Source organism: Robertkochia marina, assembly GCF_004799345.1.
Taxonomy (GTDB): Bacteria; Bacteroidota; Bacteroidia; order Flavobacteriales; family Flavobacteriaceae; genus Robertkochia; species Robertkochia marina.
In genome coordinates, this window is sequence record NZ_SSMC01000002.1 from 61,090 (window position 1) to 81,996 (window position 20,907).

The 20,907-nt window shown below is 45.6% G+C and carries 14 protein-coding genes; 4 read left to right on the top strand and 10 right to left on the bottom strand.

Annotation, left to right across the window (positions count from 1 at the left end):
- Positions 1–18: 18 nt before the first annotated feature.
- Positions 19–624 (bottom strand): hypothetical protein, encoded by a 606-nt coding sequence (locus E7Z59_RS06820; RefSeq protein ID WP_136335576.1) that lies wholly within the window; start codon positions 622–624, stop codon positions 19–21.
- Between the two features lie 133 nt (positions 625–757).
- Here E7Z59_RS06820 and E7Z59_RS06825 point away from each other — a divergent pair, with 133 nt between their 5' ends.
- The 3 genes from E7Z59_RS06825 to E7Z59_RS06835 are packed head-to-tail and all read left to right on the top strand — an operon-like array spanning position 758 to position 4,232.
- Positions 758–1,243 (top strand): acetyl-CoA carboxylase biotin carboxyl carrier protein subunit, encoded by a 486-nt coding sequence (locus E7Z59_RS06825; protein ID WP_136335577.1) that lies wholly within the window; start codon positions 758–760, stop codon positions 1,241–1,243.
- 1 nt (position 1,244) lies between these two features.
- A complete protein-coding gene (locus E7Z59_RS06830; protein ID WP_136335578.1) occupies positions 1,245–2,687 on the top strand; it encodes an acetyl-CoA carboxylase biotin carboxylase subunit in 1,443 nt (480 codons plus the stop codon).
- A gap of 3 nt (positions 2,688–2,690) precedes the next feature.
- Positions 2,691–4,232: an acyl-CoA carboxylase subunit beta gene (locus E7Z59_RS06835; RefSeq protein ID WP_136335579.1), complete on the top strand. Its 1,542-nt coding sequence runs from the start codon at positions 2,691–2,693 to the stop codon at positions 4,230–4,232.
- Between the two features lie 54 nt (positions 4,233–4,286).
- On the opposite strand, the gene E7Z59_RS06840 is transcribed toward E7Z59_RS06835, so the two are convergent.
- The 7 genes from E7Z59_RS06840 to E7Z59_RS06870 form a co-directional block, all read right to left on the bottom strand.
- The gene (locus E7Z59_RS06840; RefSeq protein ID WP_136335580.1) at positions 4,287–4,883 is read right to left on the bottom strand and encodes a superoxide dismutase family protein; all 597 of its coding nucleotides are present in this window, start codon (positions 4,881–4,883) and stop codon (positions 4,287–4,289) included.
- Positions 4,884–4,943: 60 nt separating this feature from the next.
- Entirely contained in the window at positions 4,944–6,161 is a 1,218-nt protein-coding gene (locus E7Z59_RS06845; RefSeq protein ID WP_136335581.1) for a bifunctional alpha/beta hydrolase/OsmC family protein, read from the bottom strand.
- An 8-nt stretch (positions 6,162–6,169) separates the two neighbouring features.
- Positions 6,170–6,802, bottom strand: coding sequence for a DUF2490 domain-containing protein (locus tag E7Z59_RS06850; RefSeq protein ID WP_242015665.1), 633 nt, complete (start codon positions 6,800–6,802; stop codon positions 6,170–6,172).
- Between the two features lie 182 nt (positions 6,803–6,984).
- Positions 6,985–10,188 carry a WD40/YVTN/BNR-like repeat-containing protein gene (locus E7Z59_RS06855; protein ID WP_242015666.1) on the bottom strand — a complete coding sequence of 1,068 codons (3,204 nt, stop codon included), beginning with the start codon at positions 10,186–10,188 and terminating at the stop codon, positions 6,985–6,987.
- A gap of 93 nt (positions 10,189–10,281) precedes the next feature.
- Entirely contained in the window at positions 10,282–11,919 is a 1,638-nt protein-coding gene (locus tag E7Z59_RS06860; protein ID WP_136335583.1) for a M1 family metallopeptidase, read from the bottom strand.
- A gap of 285 nt (positions 11,920–12,204) precedes the next feature.
- On the bottom strand, positions 12,205–13,494 hold the full coding sequence (locus E7Z59_RS06865) for a M28 family peptidase (RefSeq protein WP_394346654.1): 1,290 nt from the start codon (positions 13,492–13,494) through the stop codon (positions 12,205–12,207).
- A gap of 118 nt (positions 13,495–13,612) precedes the next feature.
- On the bottom strand, positions 13,613–15,823 hold the full coding sequence (locus E7Z59_RS06870; protein WP_136336298.1) for a bifunctional alpha,alpha-trehalose-phosphate synthase (UDP-forming)/trehalose-phosphatase: 2,211 nt from the start codon (positions 15,821–15,823) through the stop codon (positions 13,613–13,615).
- A 73-nt stretch (positions 15,824–15,896) separates the two neighbouring features.
- On the opposite strand from E7Z59_RS06870, the gene E7Z59_RS06875 reads away from it, so the two are divergent.
- Positions 15,897–17,702, top strand: coding sequence for a glycoside hydrolase family 15 protein (locus E7Z59_RS06875; RefSeq protein ID WP_136335585.1), 1,806 nt, complete (start codon positions 15,897–15,899; stop codon positions 17,700–17,702).
- Between the two features lie 65 nt (positions 17,703–17,767).
- On the opposite strand, the gene E7Z59_RS06880 is transcribed toward E7Z59_RS06875, so the two are convergent.
- Positions 17,768–18,376 (bottom strand): hypothetical protein, encoded by a 609-nt coding sequence (locus E7Z59_RS06880; protein WP_136335586.1) that lies wholly within the window; start codon positions 18,374–18,376, stop codon positions 17,768–17,770.
- 554 nt (positions 18,377–18,930) lie between these two features.
- Positions 18,931–20,829 carry a helix-turn-helix domain-containing protein gene (locus E7Z59_RS06885; protein ID WP_136335587.1) on the bottom strand — a complete coding sequence of 633 codons (1,899 nt, stop codon included), beginning with the start codon at positions 20,827–20,829 and terminating at the stop codon, positions 18,931–18,933.
- Positions 20,830–20,907: the final 78 nt, after the last annotated feature.

The following is a 20,907-nucleotide window of genomic DNA, read 5'->3' on the forward strand; positions in this document are numbered from 1 at the left end:
TGCTTTAAAGAACTTTCTTTAATATTCCACGACCTTATCGATCACAAGAGCAGGCATAGCCTCGCCGGCTACCATTTTATATTGTATCTGCCTGGTATTGCCGTTTGCAAGGATGAAACGCTGTACAAGGGTGTTCTCAACCACCGCAAATTCATCACCTCCCACATAACCTTCAGAAGCTTCAGCATTTTCCAGAAGGGGAGGAAAGCTGACCATTCCCATAGATTTACCATTAAAAACACTAAAGGCATAAACGTTGGCCTGTTTTGTTTCATCAGGGCTTTGGGTATACACAAAAAGTTCAGGCCATCCGTCTGCATTGAGATCCTCAACCTCTGCACCTGTTACATTTCCTTCTATAGGCCATTCCATAGGTTCATTGCTTGTTTCAAGGCCCGAAGGAGTTACGGTAAGTTTTCCGCTGGCCGCGGCAACTGCAAAACTTATTCCCTGCAATTCAAGGGTGTTGCTATATACTGTAGATGCAGATTCGGTAACTTCTTCTGAAGCCTCGGTACTTATCTCAGGTGCAGGGTTGCTTTCGTTATCCTTATCTTGTTTTGGTTCCGATTTACAGGAGATTATAAGAACAAGAAAGCATAAAATAGAGATTTTCCAATTCATAAGAGATGTGTTTTAATTGTACAGCATAAAGATAAGTTATTAAGCTTTGTAAGTCAGCTTTTTAAATGGTTGTTGGTACGGGCGGAATTCTTACAGTTTAAAAGAATACTTATATTTAAGAAAAAATATTCCTATGCCTGAAAGATACCGTGCCCGTGTGAACGATAAACACGAATTCAGCCTCTCTGAAGATGATCTTAAAGGATTAGATATCGTTAAAACTGACGATGATACCTACCACATTATTTATAACAATCAGTCTGTTTTTCTTCGCGTGATAAAGTCTGACAGTTCCTCCGGGGTCTATCAAATGGAAATGGATGGAGCCTTGTTCGACATTACGCTTGAAAAACCTTTGGATCTCTTTATCAAGGAGATGGGATTTTCTGTTGGAAAAGGTGCCCTTGTAGATCGTGTAACAGCACCGATGCCGGGACTGTTGCTGGATGTTTATGTAGAAGAAGGGCAGGAGGTAGAGAAGGATGAGCCGCTTTTAGTGCTGGAGGCCATGAAGATGGAAAATGTGATCCTTTCTCCCCGTAAAGGCGTTATTAGCGGAATTATGCAGGAGAAGGGGCAGACTGTAGATAAAGGAACCGAACTTATTTCATTTGAATAGTATGAAGAAAGTATTAGTGGCAAATCGTGGAGAGATCGCTGTAAGGGTGATGCAGAGTGCTCACAAGTTAGGTTTGAGCACGGTTGCTGTTTTTTCTGAAGCAGACCGTGATGCACCTCATGTGTTGTTGGCCGATGAGGCCTTTAATATCGGTGGGCCGGAGTCTTCTTCATCCTACCTCGATATGGATAAGATCATTGGGGTGGCCAAAACTTCGGGAGCAGATGCCATACATCCGGGTTATGGATTTTTAAGTGAGAATGCTGAATTCGCAAAAAGAGTTACTGATCAAGGGTTGACCTTTGTGGGGCCTTCTCCTCATGCCATCAGGGTCATGGGAAGTAAACTTGAGGCTAAAGCCACGGTTGCAGCTTATGATATACCTATGGTGCCCGGCACCGATGAGGCTATCACAGATGTGAACAAGGCTCTTGATATAGCGGCATCTATCGGTTATCCGATCCTGATCAAGGCTTCTGCCGGAGGAGGGGGAAAGGGGATGCGCATCGTAGAAGAAGAATCGGCCCTCCAGGCACAAATGGAAAGGGCTATCAGTGAGGCCAAAGCCGCCTTTGGCGACGGGGCTGTTTTTATAGAAAAATATGTTGCCTCACCCCGGCATATCGAAGTGCAGGTACTGGCCGATACACAGGGCAATGTTGTACATTTATTCGAACGGGAGTGCAGTATTCAAAGACGTCATCAAAAGGTGGTTGAAGAGGCTCCCTCCAGTGTATTATCTCCCGAATTACGGGAAAAGATGGGGCAGGCGGCCATTCATGTGGCCAAGTCCTGTAATTACGTCGGGGCCGGAACCGTAGAATTCCTGCTGGATGAAAACCACAACTTTTACTTTTTGGAAATGAATACCAGGCTGCAGGTAGAGCATCCGGTAACCGAATTGGTCACGGGAAAAGACCTGGTACGCCTTCAACTGGAGATCGCCATGGGAAAACCGATTCCCTTCACCCAGGAAGATCTGCAACTTAAAGGGCATGCGGTAGAACTCAGAGTATATGCAGAAGACCCATTGAATGATTTTCTGCCCAGCACCGGAACCCTTGAGCGCTATGAGCTTCCTGAAGGTCCCGGCATACGGATAGATAATGGCTTTACCCAGGGCATGAAGGTGCCCATTTACTACGATCCCATGCTTTCAAAGCTCATTACCTACGGGCAGGATCGCAGGGAAGCCATCAGCCTGATGTATGAGGCCATTATGGCCTACAAGATTGAGGGGGTATCTACCACCTTGCCTTTCGGTGCTTTTGTCATGCAACACGATGCCTTTATCAGTGGTGATTTTGATACTCATTTCGTTAAGAAATATTACCGGCCGGAGAATCTGGAAACTGAAGCCCGTGCCAAAGCAGAACTCGCTGCCATCATGGCCTTGTATGAATATGTGAATAACCGCAATAAAATACGCTTACCTAATCCGTAACCTATGAAGGAAAAAATTGAGGACCTGAAACGTAAACTTGAACAGGCAAAACTGGGAGGGGGAGAGAAACGCATCGAACGCCAGCACAGTAAAAAGAAGCTTACCGCCCGGGAGAGGATCTCTTATTTATTAGATGAAGGTTCCTTTGAAGAAATGGGCGCTTTGGTAACCCACCGGGCAACTGATTTCGGCATGCAGGACGAGATGTATTATGGCGATGGGGTGGTAACCGGTTACGGAACCATAAATGGCAGGCCGGTTTGCATCTTTGCCCAGGACTTTACGGTCTTCGGTGGAGCCCTCTCTGAGACCCATGCCGAAAAGATCTGTAAGGTGATGGATATGGCGGTTCGAACCGGAACGCCTATGATAGGACTCAACGACAGTGGCGGTGCCCGTATTCAGGAGGGTGTTAGCTCTCTTGGTGGATATGCAGATATTTTTCACCGTAATGTAAGTGCGTCAGGGGTCATCCCACAAATATCGGCGATCATGGGCCCCTGTGCAGGCGGAGCAGTATATTCTCCCGCTATGACCGACTTTACCATGATGGTGGAAGATTCCAGCTATATGTTCGTTACGGGGCCTAACGTGGTTAAAACAGTTACCAATGAGAGTGTAACTGCAGAAGAATTAGGTGGGGCAAAAACCCATGCTTCAAAATCAGGAGTGGCCCATTTTACCGCTCTGAACGACGTTGATTGCCTGGAACAACTGAAAACGCTGCTGTCTTACCTTCCTCAGAACAATACCGCTCCGCCCGAAAAACTTCCTTTCCAACCGGGGACAGAATACAGGGAAGAACTCATGGAAATTATCCCGGAACACCCTAACCAGCCTTATGATATGCATCAGGTGATCAATGGGGTTATAGACAAGGACAGCTTCTTTGAGGTTCATAAAGATTTTGCTCCTAACATTATTGTAGGCTTTGCCAGGCTTGGCGGACGGAGTATTGGCATCGTGGCCAATCAACCCATGCATCTTGCGGGAGTACTTGATGTGAACAGTTCACTGAAAGCGGCACGTTTTACCAGGTTCTGTGATTGTTTTAATATTCCATTACTTGTCTTGGTGGATGTACCCGGCTTTTTGCCCGGAACTGACCAGGAGTGGAATGGTATCATTGTTCATGGAGCAAAACTCTTATACGCCCTTAGTGAAGCTACAGTGCCTAAGGTAACAGTGATCACCCGTAAGGCCTATGGTGGTGCCTATGACGTGATGAATTCTAAACATATCGGTGCAGATCTCAATTTTGCCTGGCCATCTGCAGAAATAGCAGTGATGGGAGCTAAGGGAGCCAGTGAGATCATCTTTAAAAAGGAGATCAAAGCTGCAGAGGATGCCGAAGCTAAATTGGCCGAGAAAGAAAAAGAATATGCCGAAAAGTTTGCCAACCCATACAAGGCCGCCCGAAGAGGGTTCATTGATGAAGTGATCGAACCCCGCGAAACCAGAAGAAAACTGTTGAAGGGATTCAGCATGCTGGAGGCCAAAAAAGTGGTCTTACCTCAACGAAAACACGGGAACATACCCCTCTAAAATAAAAAAGGTCCGGTAGTTTCCGGACCTTTTTTATTTTATGGTTTTTAATCATTATTCGATCACGCCCCCGCAACTTACACGGGCTCCTGCAGCACCACTGGGCTGAGAGGTGAAATCATCAGTACCCTGGTGAACGATCACGGCCTTACCAAGAATATCTTTCTTCTCATCGCCGCATCCGATACACCACTGGTCTGTACTAAAGGTTATGGCTCCCTTCCCGCTATCATCGGCAGTAAAGTTACCAATATCTCCCAGGTGATACCCATCGGCATCGCCCCATTGTCCGTGTTTGGTAAATGTCGGATTCCAGTGCCCTCCCGTTGAGGTAGCATCGTCTGCAGAGCAATCGGCTTCCTCGTGAAGGTGGATCGCATGTTCTCCCGCCTCAAGGCCATCAAAAACTGCGGTCATGGTTACAGTGCCGTTCTCTTCCTTAAAAACGACCTCTCCCTTTACTTCACTACCACTTTTCGAGGCCATGGTTACCGTTACTTCCTTTGCTGCCGCTACTTCAGGCTCGGCCTTCATTTCTGTAGCCGGGGCAGCTTCTTCAGCTGCTTCCTTTTTTTCATTACCCTTACAGGCTGTTGCCAGGGTAAAAGCAGCCAGTGCAATTATTCCTAAACCTTTTTTAATGTTGGTCATGTTAACATTGATTTTATGAGTGAAGATCTAAGATAATAAGATAAGAACTCCCGTACAAGATTATAGTTTATGGATATCGGTTTTGATCCGGTTTTCAGACAAAAGTGTTTTATGAACCGGACATTTGTCTGCAATCTCGAGAAGTTTTTTCTCTTGGGTTTCGTCTATGTTTCCTGAAATATGAATCTCGCGTTCAAACAGATCAATCCTTGCTTTAGGGTCTTGAGGGGTTTCACAATCTTCCTTATGTACCCTGCTATGGGTTACATAAACATTGATAAGATGTACCGGCCAGTCTTTTCTTCCAAGGTACATATTCAGGGTCATGGCTGTGCAACTTGCCAAAGAAGCGGCCAGAAGATCATAAGGGGTAGGCCCCAGATTTGCTCCTCCGTATGATTCGGGCTCATCGGCGATCAGATAAGAAGGGCCAACGATCATTTGAGTGGTAAACTTATCGGAGGTATCAATGCTTGCCATGACCTGGTGTGGTCCTGAATTTTCAGGCTTTGATTGATGGGGTATATAGCGTTTTGCCCAGCTTCCTATCAGGTCACCGGCGTATAGGGAGTCTTGTGTATCAGAGAGCAGGTGATCAGCCCCATCCAGGGAGACAAAACTTTTAGGGTGGTGTGCGGCCTCATATAGTTTTCGTGCATTGGCGATCTCAACGATCCGATCCTGGGGAGAATGCATGATGAGTAGCGGACGTCTGAAGCCTTTACTTGCTTCCTTGTCGGATACCTGTTCAAGGTCTTCCAGAAACTGATCTCTGATGATGAAATCTCTTCCACCTATATTGATCTGTGCACTGCCTTTTTCTTTGATCCTGTCGATTCCCTCCTTCAAAAGATGGGTTACGTGGCTTGGATGAGAAGGTGCTCCGATGGTCACCACCGCCTTCACCGAATCTAATGCCCGTGCCGCGAGCAGCACTGCAGCACCACCAAGAGAATGACCTATAAGCAGGGTAGGCGACTTGAACCTTTGCTCCAGCATGGCTGCAGCATCGAGGAGGTCGTTGATATTTCCTGAGAAATTGGTGTTAGAGAAATCTCCTTCACTGTTTCCCAATCCGGTAAAATCAAACCGCAGTACAGCGAAGCCCCTGGAGGTTAAACCCCGACTGATATTTTTGACTGCCGGGAAATTCTTGCTGCAGGTAAAGCAGTGAGCAAAGAGTGCGTATCCATGGGGTTTGCCGTTCAGGGGAATATCGATGCGGCCGGAGAGCTCATGGCCTTCACGGTTTTTAAAGCGAATTGTATCTGTATTCATACTTTCATTTATTGAACAGATCTCTTTGAAAGATCCGGATTATAAAAGATGGCCAACTGCAGGCGGTCGTAGTTGCTGCCTGTAAAATGATTCTTCAGGTATCCTGCCTGAAAACTGAGTTCGGAATTTAACTTATAACCAAGGGCGCCGTACAAGCGATTCTGACCAAAAAGGGGTTCCTGTAAGTTAATGAATATTTCATCGTAAACATTCAGGAACCATTGCCCGGGTAAGGGGTAGGTTACCTGTAATCTATATCGGGCCCGGTGTTGGGTGTCTTGAGTCTCATAGTGCTGAAGAAATCGTTGCTCCAGGCGATAGCGGTGTTCGAAAGCAAATTTCCCAACATTATTTTTCAGGATAAACTGTTGAAAGACACGGTGCTCATTGGCTTTCTTTTCGCCTGTAAACTCTTCAAACTCTGTGTCGGTATCAATATAGGCGTAGCCCAGGGTTGCCATGGCATTTTCTGCAATATGATAATTCACTCCGGTTCGAAGCAACATCTGGTTAAAATTTCCGGTCGTTTGGTAGTAACGAAATTGGGCCTCCGTATGCAGGCTCCATTGTTCTGAAAGCTTGTTTGTTCCAAAATACATATACCAGGCGCCGAGTTCATTTTCGCCTGTGTTCTGTGCCATTACGGGTATACTATTCCATGCGCAAAATATGGTGAAGAGTAAGTAAAAGAATCGGTTCGTCATATGTAGTGAAGTTAGGAATAAAAAAATCCTGCCTGTATTGAAGGCAATGCAGGCAGGATTAAAATTATAACAGTTTAAGGAGACCGTGATAGGATTACAGAGTCTCTTAATGACTGATCTTACTTATCGATAGAAAAACTTTTGGTTTCCTCAAAACGTTCGATCTCCAGGGCCTCCATTTGCTCGCGGTAACCGGGCCAATCGTTCTTATAGAAGGCGTTGGTTTTCTCAACGACCCCATTAAGGGCTTCTTTGGCCTGTTCCATCAATCGGGTCTCAGTTGCTGTAATACCCGATTTTCTGCTGGCTACATATCCATAGGCAGACGAAAGTCGTGAACTTACTGTTGGATCAGAGCTGCGGGTAATTCCCTGACGCTCGTCTTCTTCACCAAACATTTCATCCAGGATGCTGTCGATTTTCTTGATAATGGCTTCAGATGCTTCGATCTCTTCTTTATAGGTCTTTTTATCTTTCTTCTTGAGTTCCTTTTTGAAATCATCGGCTGTTTTACGACTCTCCAGCAACTGCTTACTCACATCGGCAGCCAGCTGATTCCATTGCTGAATTTCTTTTCCGGTATTGTAAACCTCTTCCAGGTCTTCCATGCGGTAATCAAGACGCGGATCTGTTTTTACCTCTATACTACTTTCAGTAGTCTGATCGCCATAGGTGAGTTTAAGGCCATAGGTTCCCGGCAGCACCTCCATTCCTCCCGGTTCTCTTTTCGATTCACGAAGCCTTCTGGACGGACGTTCGGCTCCTTTTTCTTCAAGCCCCCAATACATACGGTGAATACCTTTCTCTTTGGGCGCTTTCATTTTCAGGGTTCTGATCAGCTTTTCTCCTTTAAAGATCTCCAGCTTCAGGCTATCCCACTTCACTTCTTTTTCTGAACCATTTTCAGAGGCTTCTTCCTTTTCGTTTTCTTTCTCCTCTTTCATTTTCTCAATAGGGTCAATGAAATAAGAGATCATAGCTCCACTTCGTTTGTTTTCTCCGGCAAACATTGCATCGGCCCCGAAACGGCTTCCTGTAGGCTGCTGGTAGGCTGCATTGTAGGCTGCTGCCGGTTCAAAGATCTTGATCTTTTCAGAGAGCACGTTTTTGTTGGCTGCAATGGCACGCAGGGGTCTGATATCATCAAGTACCCAGGCAGCTCTACCAAAAGTACCGATCACCAGGTCGCCTTCGCGTTCCTGAATAGCCAGGTCTTTTGTAGATACCGTAGGGAATCCTTCAGTCCACTTTTGCCATTTCTCACCGGCATCAAGAGACAGGTAAAGTCCGTCATCGGTACCCAGGAACATCAGTCTGGGTTCAACAGGATCTTCAATGATAGATAAGGCGTAGCTTTTCACGTCGTTCTCATCTACGATACGCTCCCATTTCTTTCCGTAATTGGTGGTGCGGTAGGCGTAAGGAGTATAATTAAACCTGCGGTAATCATTTGCTACCAATAAGGCTTCTCCCTTGTTCTTTTTTGAAGCTTTGATCTGAACGATCCAGCTTCCCTCAGGCAGTCCTTTGATGTTTTTGGTAACATCGGTCCAGTCCTGTCCACCATTAGTGGTGTAATGCACTTTTCCGTCATCGGTTCCTACCCAAAGCATATCTTTCTCAACCGGCGAAGGCTCGATAACCAGGATGGTGGTGTAATTTTCTGCTCCTGTTGCATCCAGGGTAAGTCCGCCGCTTTCATCCTGTTTTTGTTTTTCAGGATCATTGGTGGTCAGGTCGGGAGAGATCACTTCCCAGGTGAGTCCCTTATCGGTACTCTTGTGAACAAACTGGCTTCCGAAATATACGGTCGACTCATCAAAAGGATCTTGCCCGATGGCAGAGTTCCAGTTAAAGCGCAGCTTTACTTCCGGATCCGGATGGGTAGGACGAACACTGTAGTTATTCCCGGTTTCTGCATCATATCTTGATACATATCCCTGCTGGCTCATGGCATATCCGAACCGCGGATCTTTCTGATCAGGAACTACATCAAAACCATCTCCAAAGGCGATCTCCTGCCAGTAGGAGCTTCTGATACCCTGGGCACGCCATACATAGGCAGGGCCTTTCCAGGAACCATTGTCCTGCATTCCTCCGTAAACATTGTAAGGATAGTCGTTATCCGTACTGATATGATAAAACTGTGCCACCGGAATGTTCCCGATAAATCTCCAGGTTTTACCTCCGTCGCGGGTAATATTTAAACCTCCGTCATTTCCATCCATCATAAAACTTCCGTCTTCAGGATGTATCCACCATGCGTGGTGATCGGGGTGTACCCCATGATCAGAACCATAGGCATCCATCAGCTGATCGAAGTTCTTACCTCCGTCTTCAGAAACATTAACATAGGTGAAAATAGAATATACCCTGTTTTCATTTTCAGGGTCTACTGCAAGGTCAGAATAATAGAACGGACGGTTTCCGATATCTGATTTGTCGTTGATCTTTTTCCAGTTAAATCCGCCGTCTGTACTCTTGTAGAGGGCGTTCTTTTTTGACTCCACAAGGGCATAAACGATATTAGGCTTGTTCCTGGCAATAGCCAACCCGATTCGCCCGAGGTTTCCTTTAGGCAAACCGTCTTCATGGGTGATCTCTTTCCAGGTGTTACCGCCATCGTGGGTCATATAAAGGCCGCTGCCTTCACCTCCTGATTTAAAGAACCAGGGGTCACGCTTATGCTCCCACATAGCCGCGATCAGTTTGTTAGGATTGGAAGGATCCATGACCAGGTCTGCTGCTCCTGTTTTGTTGTTTACAAAAAGGACCTTTTCCCAGGACTTTCCTCCATCGGTGGTTTTGAAGATCCCTCTTTCAGGGTGTTCCCCCCATGGAGATCCGATCGCTGCCACGTATACGGTGTTTGGGTTCTCCGGATCAATGACAACCCGGTGAATATGACGGGTTTGTTCAAGTCCCATATTGGTCCAGCTTTTTCCTCCGTCAAGCGATTTGTAAATTCCGTACCCTCCGTTAAGACTGTTTCTGGGGTTTCCTTCTCCGGTACCTACCCAGATCACCGATGGATTGGATTGCTGAATGGCTACAGCACCCACAGATGCGGTAACCTCTTTGTCGAATACGGGCTCCCATTTGATACCTCCGGAGGTTGATTTCCACAACCCTCCGGAAGCGGTTCCGACATACATGACATCAGGGTCATCAGTTACCACATCAATAGCAGTAACCCGACCACTCATTCCTCCCGGACCGATATTTCTGGGAGTCATGTCCTGAACAAGATCCATGCTGAAATCCTGTGCGAAAGACAGGAATGACACCAAAACGGCCATCCCGGTAGTAAAGATTTTTCTCATATAGTTAGCTTCGTTAGTTTATACGAAGCGCTAAAATAAAGGAAAACCCCTGCAGGAAATCTTAAAGAGCTGTTAAGTAATAGCCGCTGTTCGTTATAATGCCCGGGGTATTACCAGGTAGTCGCGGTCAACGCTAAATGAAGCGATGCGCTCAGGCATGGGCATCTCTTTCCATTTGGAGTTTGGGTAGATCCAGTCGCTCTCTCCATTGATAGTCACCTCAATGGGCATATCAAAATCAGGGATCACATCGGTGTATCGGTAACGTATGATATTTTCCTTGATCTCGTATTCAAAAACGGGAGTGCGATGATCGCGCAGGTACTGATCAAAAAAGGCAGAGAGGTCTTTTCCGGTCTTTTCAGAGAGGTAGTTTTCCACTTGCTGAGTGTTTACGGTCTGGTGCCGGAAATCGCGGTTTAATCCACGAAGGATCTCTCTCCATAGTGCATCATCTTCTACCAGCTGTCTCAGGGTGTGCAGCATATTGGCACCCTTGAAATACATATCACCTGACCCTTCGTTGTTCACATCGTATACCCCAATGATGGGCTCGTCATTCGAAATGACACGACGGGTACCGGTCATGTAATCAGCTCCAGCTTCTTTGCCGTGATGATACTCTACGAAAAGGCATTCAGAATAGGTGGTAAAGCTTTCATGTATCCACATATCGGCGATATCGATATTGGTAATATTATTGGCAAACCACTCGTGCCCTGTTTCGTGTACGATAATGTAATCGAATTTTAAGCCCCAGCCTGACCCTGACCAGTCAGAACCGCGATATCCGTTTTCAAATCCATTTCCATAGGTTACCGAACTCTGATGTTCCATACCCAGGTAAGGCACTTCAACCAGCTTATAACCATCTTCGTAAAACGGGTAGGGGCCGAACCAGTGTTCAAAAGCCTCTATGGTTTTGGTGGCTTGTTTGAATTGTTCTTTGGCCTTCTCTACATTATAGGCCAGCACAAAATACTTCATATCAAGTGGGCCGTCTTCACCCTCATAAACTTCCCCGAAACCTTCGTAATTCCCAATGTTGATATTCACCCCGTAATTGTTGATGGGGTTCTTAACCTCCCAGTGAAAGGTTCTTTTTTTATTGACCTTATCGTGTTCTATGCCGGTTAGTTTCCCATTAGAGATATCCACCAGGTGTTCAGGAATGGTCACACTGATCTTCATACTGTCTACTTCATCATACATATGGTCTTTATTGGGCCACCAGACACTGGCCCCTAATCCCTGGCAGGAAGTAGCTATAAAATGGTTGCCCTCCTTATCTTTTTTCCAGGAAACCCCTCCATCCCACGGGGCATTAACTGCTTCTCTGGGATTGCCGGAATAATACACCCTGATCGAATCTTTGGCACCCTTTTGCAATTGCCTCCCGAGTTCAACGAAGTGAGCATTTCCATTAGAACGTACTGCTACTTCACGGCCCTTCCAGGTAACCTTGTCGATACGTAAGGGCACCTGCAGGTCTACCTGTAAAACGCTTCCCGGCTTTAAGGCGGTAAAGGCGATCAGATTACTGCCGCTTATAAATTTTTGGTCAGGAACCACTTCAATATCGAGATGGTAGTAGTTAAGGTCCCACCATTCACGCTCGGGGGTGATGCTGCCCCTGAGGGTGTCTTGTTCTGTAAATACTTTGGTTTCACCAAAGACCTGGGCTCCTCCGAGAGCGGGTATAAGTAAAAGCAGTACTAAAAGAGTTCGCATGGGATCTAGTTTTATAGGGTAAAAATATCATAATCTTTTAAAACAGAATCCATACTGTTATGTAGAGCATATTTTACGGGTATAAACAGGTTGTATCGGTGGGGAATTACCATCCTTGAAATTGTTGACACTACTCGTATTCCAAAGAGACTTTTTTCTGAAGATAATCCGGTTGCTGTTGGTGCAGGGAGGTTAGGTTTGAGTAACCGGGTATAAATAAAAAAGCTCCCGTAAACTTCATTTGTTAGCTTACGGGAGCTGATATAAAATATTGTATGGAGTGGGTTAATTCCTTATAACTCCCGAGGGGAAGGTAACCACACTTTCGTTGCCTTCTTCATCTACTGCAGCCACTCCGAAGAAAAAGTTGTCGATCACAATACCTTTAAGGGTATATTCAGTTACATCACCCACATAACGACTGTGATCCCAGGTAGGGCTGGTGGTTTCTCTCCAATAGATCTTATAGCCTGCTGCTCCATCAACCTTGTCCCAGGTAAATCTCGCAGAGGGTTCAACCATTCCACCGATCTTCACATTTTCCGGGGCCGGGGGTGCCCAGGCCATGGAGGCCAGATTAATGGCGTTTACCGCGGTTAGTTTGGCGGCATAATCAAAATTGACATGTTTAACCACATCCCCGTATTCGATGCCGTCTTCCGTTCTCAGGTCCTGATGCTGTTGGGTGTAATTCTCATGAGCTTCCATGATCCTGATCCCGGCATACCCAAGGTCGTTAAACGGACGGTGGTGTCCGCCTCTGGCAAAACGATCCAGGCGGTACACCATGATGGGGTTCATTTCAGGCATATAAGTACTGGTGGTGTTATGAACGTACCTGGCCAATTGCCTGCTGATTCCGTCAACCTCTCCGCCATAAAAACGTCGTGCTCTGCGTTGACGCTCAGTTTCAGTGGGAGGGGTGGGCTCTGAAAAGATTCGGAAATCACGGTTGCTGATCACCCCGTCAACCCCTTTGATATTCCCGATCATATCGTTGTTAAGGATCCCGATAATATTCCAGTTGTTCTCTTTGGCATGAGCTGCAAGGCCTTTTCCTCCCCATAGCCCCTGTTCTTCTCCTGAAAGTCCGACAAAAATAATACTGTGTTCAAAGTCGTAGTCTTTCAGCACCCGAGCCGCTTCAAGAGTACCCGCCATTCCGCTTGCATTGTCGTTGGCGCCCGGAGCGTCGGAGGTATTGTCATTGGGGTCTGAAACTCTGGAGTCAATATCACCGCTCATGATGATGTAACTATTGGGGTATTTGGTTCCTCTTTTTACAGCTACAACATTCACTACCCAGACATCTTCAAAGATCCGGTCGCCGGCACCTTTCTCAACAAAATTTTTCTGGTAAGAAACCTCGAGACAATTGTCGCAGCTCTCGGATATTCTTTCAAATTCAGCCTTGATCCATCGTCTTGCAGCGCCGATTCCCCTGGTTTCAGAAACCGTATCACTCAGGGTATGGCGGGTACCGAAATTAGCCAGGATACGTACATCGTGTTCAATGCGCTCTGACGACACGTTGTCGATGATCTCATAGATCTTAGGATTGGTCTGTGCAAACATGCAGAAGGAAAACAGACCGGTAAATGCTAGTAGTATGTAAGTTTTCATGGTAAAATTTTTCCTAAAAATAGGAATTACCCCAGAAATAACCTCAAAACAAATAGCTGTTAACCCCTTTTTAAGATTCCAGGAATTGTGCCAAAAGCGGACGAACCCGTTCGGGGGTGTGCACAAAGAACCGGGCCTTGGTTTTTTTGTAACCTACTTTTACCGTGAAAGCCTCTGAAGGCATTTCTTCAAACATATATTCATCGGTCCAGTCATCACCCACTGCAAACAAAAAGTCGTATTCTTTTTCGTTTAATAGCCTTGACAGGGCTCTTCCTTTATTGACATTACTGCTTTTGATCTCTATGACCTTGTTTCCTTTTAAAACACTGAGTTCATTATTAGAGATCAGGCTGGTCAATACAGTATTGAGTTCCATGACTCGTATCTGTGCCAATTCAGGGTCTGCTTTTCGGTAATGCCAGGCCAGGGAGTATTTTTTTTCCTCGATAAAGGTTCCCGGGGTGCGGTCAACAAAGGTTTCCAGGATGGGACGTATATTTTCCATCCAATTAACGCGTAGTCGTTCTAAAGAGACCCATCCATCTTCTTTGGTGTGCAGCCATACCCCGTGGTCGGTGATCATTTTAAACTCGTATTTCCCGAACCACTTTTCGAGGGTTTCCCGATCACGGCCGCTGATAATGACCATATCATTGCCGGGAATCTCATTGAGTTGCTTCAGTAAACCAATTAGTGCTTCATCAGGCCTGGCATCTTCCGGATTGTCTCTGAATCCGGTAAGGGTGCCATCGTAATCAAGCATCATCAGCGAACTTTTTGCCTTTTTAAACTTGTTCATCATGTTTTCACGGATATCCTGGTTCATGTGGGAAGCTACAATAACCTGTCCCAGGTTTTGGGTAGCCTTAAGTGCCTTGAAAAATTCGGCCGCCCATTTGTCAATACTGTAACGCCTGAGCCTTTTCTGTAACATTGTGTTACGCTTTTTTTGCTCTTTTACAGGCATCTCCAGGGCTTGTTTCAGCGTATCGGCCATGGCCTCAAAGTTGTTCGGATTAATAAGCAGGGCTTCATTCATTTCCTTTGCGGCTCCGGCCATCTCGCTGAGTATAAGCACCCCGTCTTTTTTAACACGGGTGGCAATATATTCTTTGGCAACAAGGTTCATCCCATCTCGTACCGGGGTGATCAGTGCTACATCGGCAGAGGTGTACAGGTCAATAAGATTGTCAAAGGGCAGGGAACGGTAAAAATACCAGATAGGGGTCCAGCTTACCGTGGCAAACTGACCGTTAATACGCCCTACCAGTTCATCAGTTTCTTTTTTCAACAACTGGTACTGGGGTACGTTCGACCTGGATGGTACCGCCAACATGACCAGGCGCACTTTTTGTTTGAATTCCGGGTACTTATTTAAGAAATATTCGAAGGCACGAATACGATTAGGGATCCCCTTGGTATAATCCATTCGATCTATAGACAGGATGAGTTTCGCCTCCTTGTCTTTCATAAAGTGATCGTCAATGCGCTGTTGCAGATCGGAACGTTCAGCAGGTAACCTGTCCATATTTTCTTTAGCTGCCTTATGGAATTTGTTGTAGTCGATTCCCATGGGAAAAGAGTCTACCTTAACGACACGATCTTTGTAAATGATCTCATTAAAATTCACGTCGAGACGTAAGATCCTTTTGATAGAACTTAGAAAATGACGTTCATAGTCATAGGTATGGAACCCTAAGAGGTCGGCCCCTAACATACCGGTTAACACTTCTTCACGCCAGGGGAAGGTTCTGAAGATCTCATAGGAAGGGAAGGGGATATGAAGAAAGAATCCAATCGAAATATCAGGCATGGATTCGCGAATGAGTCCGGGCAATAGCAGTAACTGATAATCGTGAACCCAGATGGTATCGCCTTTTTCAGCGTGTTTGAGTACGACCTCTGCAAATTTCTTATTCACCGTGACATAAGAATCCCAATAATCCTTTTCGAATTCTGTGTACTCCATAAAATAATGGAATAGCGGCCACAGGGTTCGGTTACTGAAGCCAAAGTAGTAATGTTCAAGGTCTTCCTGGGTGAGGGGTACGGTGGCACATTTCTCCTTTTTTACTTCTTGCTCAACCTTTTTTTTGAGGGATTCATCGAGTTCTTCCTCGGTAAGTCCGGACCACCCGATCCAGATCCCGTCGCCTTCAGAATGCACAGATTTCATCCCTGTGGCCAGCCCGCCTACACTGGGGGTGATTTCCAGGTTGTCATTTTCGATCTTTACTTGTAAGGGAAGCCGGTTGGAAACGATGATGGTTTTACTCATAATATGATATAAACTACCTTTTTTTCGTAATTTAATCATTTATTGATGTTTACAGGAAATTTAATAAGAATTAATGGACAATCTCGACTACGGAATTATAGGGAATTGCAGAAGCGCAGCATTGGTATACCGTGATGGATCTATTCATTGGGCCTGTCTGCCGGAGTTTGATTCACCCTCGGTATTTGCAAAAATACTGGATAAGGATATTGGTGGTTCTTTCGGATTTAAAGTCTCAGATAGCTATAAGATCACCCAGGAATATATCAGAAATACGAATATTTTGGTCACCCGTTTCTTTAACGGAAAAGACAGCTTTGAGGTGCGTGATTTTATGCCCCGCTATAAAAACGAAAAGGGAGGGCATCATTCTCCTCCTGATATTATCAGGTACATAAAGCACCTGAGCGGAAAGCCTAAGTTCAGGGTTCAATACGATCCGCGACTTGAATACGCCATGGGAACCACTTCTACCTATGTCAAGAATGAATTTATTGTGAGCCTGACTGATAAGGAGAAGTATGATACCCTGTTTCTATATACCAATTTTGATAAGCAGAAGGTGGTGAACGGGGAGGAGATCATCCTGCATTCAGATGGATATTTTACCATTGGATACAATGAGAAGATCTTTACGCAATCTACGGAAAAAGCGCATCTGGAGCTTTCCAGAACCATGGTGTACTGGCTCAACTGGTCTGAACGTACCCCTAATTATGACAAATACAACGACTACATTTCCAGAAGTGCACTCACCCTGAAAATGCTCAGTTACGATAAGTCAGGCGCGGTGCTGGCCGCAGCCACGACCTCCCTGCCGGAAACCATTGGAGAGGTCAGAAACTGGGATTATCGTTTCTGCTGGATACGCGATGCCTCTATGGTGATCAAGGTAGTATCTGAGCTCGGTCATAAAAATGTAGCCCGGCGATACCTGCAATTCATCATCGACCTGATCCCTGAAAAGGATGAAAAGTTACAGATCATGTACGGGATCAATAAAGAAAAAATACTTACCGAAGAAACCCTGGATCATCTCCAGGGCTACGAAGGTTCATCCCCGGTGAGGATCGGTAATGCCGCTTATGAACAACGGCAGAATGATATCTACGGAATTCTGATGGATGTGATCTATGAACAGGTGATAAAATTCAAGAACGATATTGAAAATGCTGAGGAGCTATGGTCTATTACCAAGGGTATTGTATGGGTGGTTAACAAACACTGGCGGGAGCCCGACAAGGGTATCTGGGAGTTTCGGACAGAAGAACGCCACTTTACCTTTTCAAAGGTCCTGTGCTGGGTTGCGGTTGATAAGGCTCTGAAGGTGGCCGATATGGCCGGAAAATACAGAAGAAGAGGGCGCTGGCTGCAATTGGCAGAAACTATAAAAAAGGATATCCTTGATAATGCCTGGAATGAAAAGATTGGGGCATTTACCCAAAGTTACGGGTCTGAAGACCTGGATGCCTCTGTGTTACTTATGGAGCCCTATGGGTTTATTGATGCCCGGGACCCTAAATACGTGAGTACCGTTCATGCTATTGAAAAGGAATTGAGTAACGACGGACTCTTATATCGCTATAAGAATAAGGATGATTTCGGACTGCCTTCTTCCTCGTTTACGATCTGTACATTCTGGTTCATCAATGCCCTGAATAAGATCGGAGAGACAGAACGCGCTGTAGAATATTTTGAAAGGCTGCTTTCTTACAGCAATCATTTGGGGCTGTTCAGTGAAGATATCGATTTTAAAACCAAACGCCTGTTGGGTAATTTTCCACAGGCCTATTCTCACCTGGCCCTGATAGAGACGGCTGTAAACCTGAACAATTCTATTACCCAGCAAGAGAAGATGATGGAAAAAATGAATCCGTAAAGCAAGGAAAGGAAGCTGCTTTAAAAAGCAGACTTCCCTTCCATATTAACCAACCACGATCAATTTTATAGTCCTGTAAGACGCCCGGAAAAAGCAAAGGCGGCATTCTGTGCTCCAACATTAAGCCCTTGTCGCAGCTGGGTGCTGAATTCTCCCTGGGCATTGCTGTAAGATCCGGTACCATGGGTTACTTCGAGTACCAGAAGATCTGCATCATGGATCGAATTGCCATCAGCATCAGTGATGTCGTTAGGAGACTGGTTTACCCCGTTTACTACCGGTTCAGGTATGAAACTGTCTGCTGCCTGTGATAATGTGATCTGATCGCCGTTGCTGTCCTGTATGACCACTTCCAGGTCATAGGCATTAAATGAATTTGGTTGGCCGCAGTAGGTCAGGGTAATCGAATAATCACCAAAAGTACCGTTGGAACCTTCACCACTGTGCTGGTAAAAGTAGTTCCCATCTCCGCAAGTCGAGGAGTCTGTATAAGTATCCAGAGATACGGCAAAATTAAGACTCACCGAAGTGACTTCTGATGTGGGGGTGGCTACCCTTGGATTCGGAGTTTGAGGATCATCTGCTACAATAGCATCGTCGTCGTTACTACAGGACAAAACCAGTCCTGTACAAAGTAATACCGTAAACAGGTATTTTACATTAATTGTTTTCATGATTGAGTGTTTTTTGATTAATGAATGTTTTTGATCGTTTTCTTGATCATATCGAAGGTCCTAAAAACCATGATGCACTTCATAGTAATTATGTGAGAAAATCATGCAAAAAAAGGTTGCACCTATGTTGCAGCCTGTACTTATGTTGTATGAAGGCTGGCGGAGGATATTTTTAACTATGCAAAGGAAGATTGCCAGGCTTTGCAAAAGCAAACCTACCGCTGACGGATTTTAATTTTGGACCCAAGGTAGCCCGTGCTGTCAGTTCGAGTGCCACGCCGTAAGCGTGGTGTATCGAGAACAATTCGGCCCTAAAAGCCTCTCGATACGATCCCGCTCTGCGGTATCACTCGAGGTGACGCCTGCGATTCAATCCGTCATCATCCTCCACAAGAAATAAAATTTCAGTGGTCTCGCGAAGACGAATCATTTATTATTTGTATTGGATACCTTTTAAATTTTTTTACTCCTTAGCTCCTTAGCTCCCTTGCTTCTTTGCCACATATCATTATAGTAATCCACTAGAAATACCAATCTTGAAAATTGTGCGATGATCATAATGAAGCAGAACCAGGTAGCTTCATTTCAGAGAAGATCTCTGTGAAAACCGGTTCCCTGTGGTAAGGAAGAAAGTGATAGTTAGCCGTGATCTCCGGGTCAAGTAAGCCGCGATCAAGTCCATTTTTCAGAAGTTCCAGGGCCTCGTTCTTTTGTGAGAGCATGGCATAACACTCCGCCTTTTCCACCAGGTTTTTTGAGCGAGCTATCTTTAATTGTAACAGCCCTTTTATTCCGGCGGTATTGTAAGCGCTGTCGGCCTTTACAGGATGATACTCTCCACTGAGCGCTCCAAAGGATTTAAAGGCTTCTAGAGCCTCCGGATCACGGTCTTTCAGGGCGTGGATCTTGAATTTTAACCATGCGCTCCAGCCATGTTCAGGGAGGATCTCCTGGCATCGGATGCATTCCTCCAGCGCACGTTCAAAATTACCGCTCTCAAAAAACAGCGCTGCACTGGTGAAGCGTACAATATAGGATAACGGGTCCAGGTCAAGGGCTTTATTCATAAGCCTGCGTGCCTCTAGAGTATCTCCCAGGGTTCGCTTTAGATTGGCGTGGTACATATACGTCTGTGGCAGGTTGGGGTTGAGTGAAATACTTTCATGAAAGGTGCTGTCTGCCCTTTGCCAATGGTGGTCCATAAAGCCATAAATGGTGGCCAGAAGGGTTTTCGCATCGGCTAACTCAGGGTCTGATAACAAGGCTTTTTCGGCCAGTGATAAGGCCAGGTTGCGTCCTGTTTCCCGATCGATCTCTCCGTTCATGGCCATCAGGAAATAGGTTTCAGACAACCCCGCATAAGCCTTGCCGTAGCCCGGGTCTTCTTCTATGGCTTTTTCAAAATAATGCAGCGCCCTGATGTAACCCGCTCCTGTGCGCTTCTTTAATTCAAAAGCTCCTAAAGAATACATTTCAAAGGCTTTGATGTTTTCGGTTTGCTGACTTTGAAGCGATGCTGTTTCACCTTCCGATAATACCTGGTGCACCTCCGAAGCAATATTAAGGGCAATTTCACTTTGTATGGTAAACAGATCAAGTATGCGGCGGTCGTAATTCCGGCTCCAGATTGGTTCATCAATGGAGGCGTCAATGAGCTTAATATGCACCCTTATTTGATTGTCGTAACGTTGTACGCTGCCTTCTACAATATAGCGCACCCCGAGCTCTTCAGCGATCTGGCCTATGGTAATTTGAGATCTGTCCCTATAAACCTCTGATGAGGTTCTGGAGATCACCCTGAAATCTTTCACCTTTGATAAACGATGTAAAAGATCTTCCATCATACCGTCTGCAAAAAAACGGGTTTCGTCATCGGTGCTTAGATTTGAAAATGGAAGTACTGCAACCCCTGTTTTTTGCATAGTGGCAGGAGAGAAGTACTTGTTGATACCGATGGCCACCAGCACAAATAAAAGAAGTACACTGCCCCAAGCCAAGGGTTTGCCGATGTTCTGAAATGATCTTGTCCGGTTGCGGTTGACAGAGACTTTCAAATGAAGGTCTTCTTTGCAATTGTTTGGAGAAAAGGAAAAATCGGGATCCTGCAGTAAACGTTCTTTATAATCGCCGGGGGTAATACCGTAACGCTTTTGAAAACAACGGTGAAAATATGAAGGACTGTGAAAGCCTACGCTATAGGCTATCTCGGAGGTGGTTATCTCATTCTTTTGCAGCATTTCAAGGGCTGCGTCCAGGCGAATTCTACGAATGAAAACACTCGCAGAATGCCCCAAAACAGTTTTGAGTTTCCGATGTAATTGCGATCGGCTGTATCCGGCTTTGGCGGCAAGCTCGTTAACACCAAAGTCTTCATCTTCCAGATGGTCTCGCACGAGTTGCTCGAGCTTCCGGATAAACTGCTCGTCTTTACGTTCCCTGATAACCGTGCTCATGCTACGGAGGGTTTGTTGGTTAATTGATTGATGATTCTTAAAACTAGTGAATTAATTCAATCCAGTGTGTTAACAACT

Coding starts and splice junctions, on each gene's coding strand:
- E7Z59_RS06820 (WP_136335576.1), bottom strand. CDS start 624: ATGAATTGGAAAATCTCTATTTTATGCTTTCTTGTTCTTATAATCTCC.
- E7Z59_RS06825 (WP_136335577.1), top strand. CDS start 758: ATGCCTGAAAGATACCGTGCCCGTGTGAACGATAAACACGAATTCAGC.
- E7Z59_RS06830 (WP_136335578.1), top strand. CDS start 1,245: ATGAAGAAAGTATTAGTGGCAAATCGTGGAGAGATCGCTGTAAGGGTG.
- E7Z59_RS06835 (WP_136335579.1), top strand. CDS start 2,691: ATGAAGGAAAAAATTGAGGACCTGAAACGTAAACTTGAACAGGCAAAA.
- E7Z59_RS06840 (WP_136335580.1), bottom strand. CDS start 4,883: ATGACCAACATTAAAAAAGGTTTAGGAATAATTGCACTGGCTGCTTTT.
- E7Z59_RS06845 (WP_136335581.1), bottom strand. CDS start 6,161: ATGAATACAGATACAATTCGCTTTAAAAACCGTGAAGGCCATGAGCTC.
- E7Z59_RS06850 (WP_242015665.1), bottom strand. CDS start 6,802: ATGGCACAGAACACAGGCGAAAATGAACTCGGCGCCTGGTATATGTAT.
- E7Z59_RS06855 (WP_242015666.1), bottom strand. CDS start 10,188: ATGAGAAAAATCTTTACTACCGGGATGGCCGTTTTGGTGTCATTCCTG.
- E7Z59_RS06860 (WP_136335583.1), bottom strand. CDS start 11,919: ATGCGAACTCTTTTAGTACTGCTTTTACTTATACCCGCTCTCGGAGGA.
- E7Z59_RS06865 (WP_394346654.1), bottom strand. CDS start 13,494: ATGTTTGCACAGACCAATCCTAAGATCTATGAGATCATCGACAACGTG.
- E7Z59_RS06870 (WP_136336298.1), bottom strand. CDS start 15,823: ATGAGTAAAACCATCATCGTTTCCAACCGGCTTCCCTTACAAGTAAAG.
- E7Z59_RS06875 (WP_136335585.1), top strand. CDS start 15,897: ATGGACAATCTCGACTACGGAATTATAGGGAATTGCAGAAGCGCAGCA.
- E7Z59_RS06880 (WP_136335586.1), bottom strand. CDS start 18,376: ATGAAAACAATTAATGTAAAATACCTGTTTACGGTATTACTTTGTACA.
- E7Z59_RS06885 (WP_136335587.1), bottom strand. CDS start 20,829: ATGAGCACGGTTATCAGGGAACGTAAAGACGAGCAGTTTATCCGGAAG.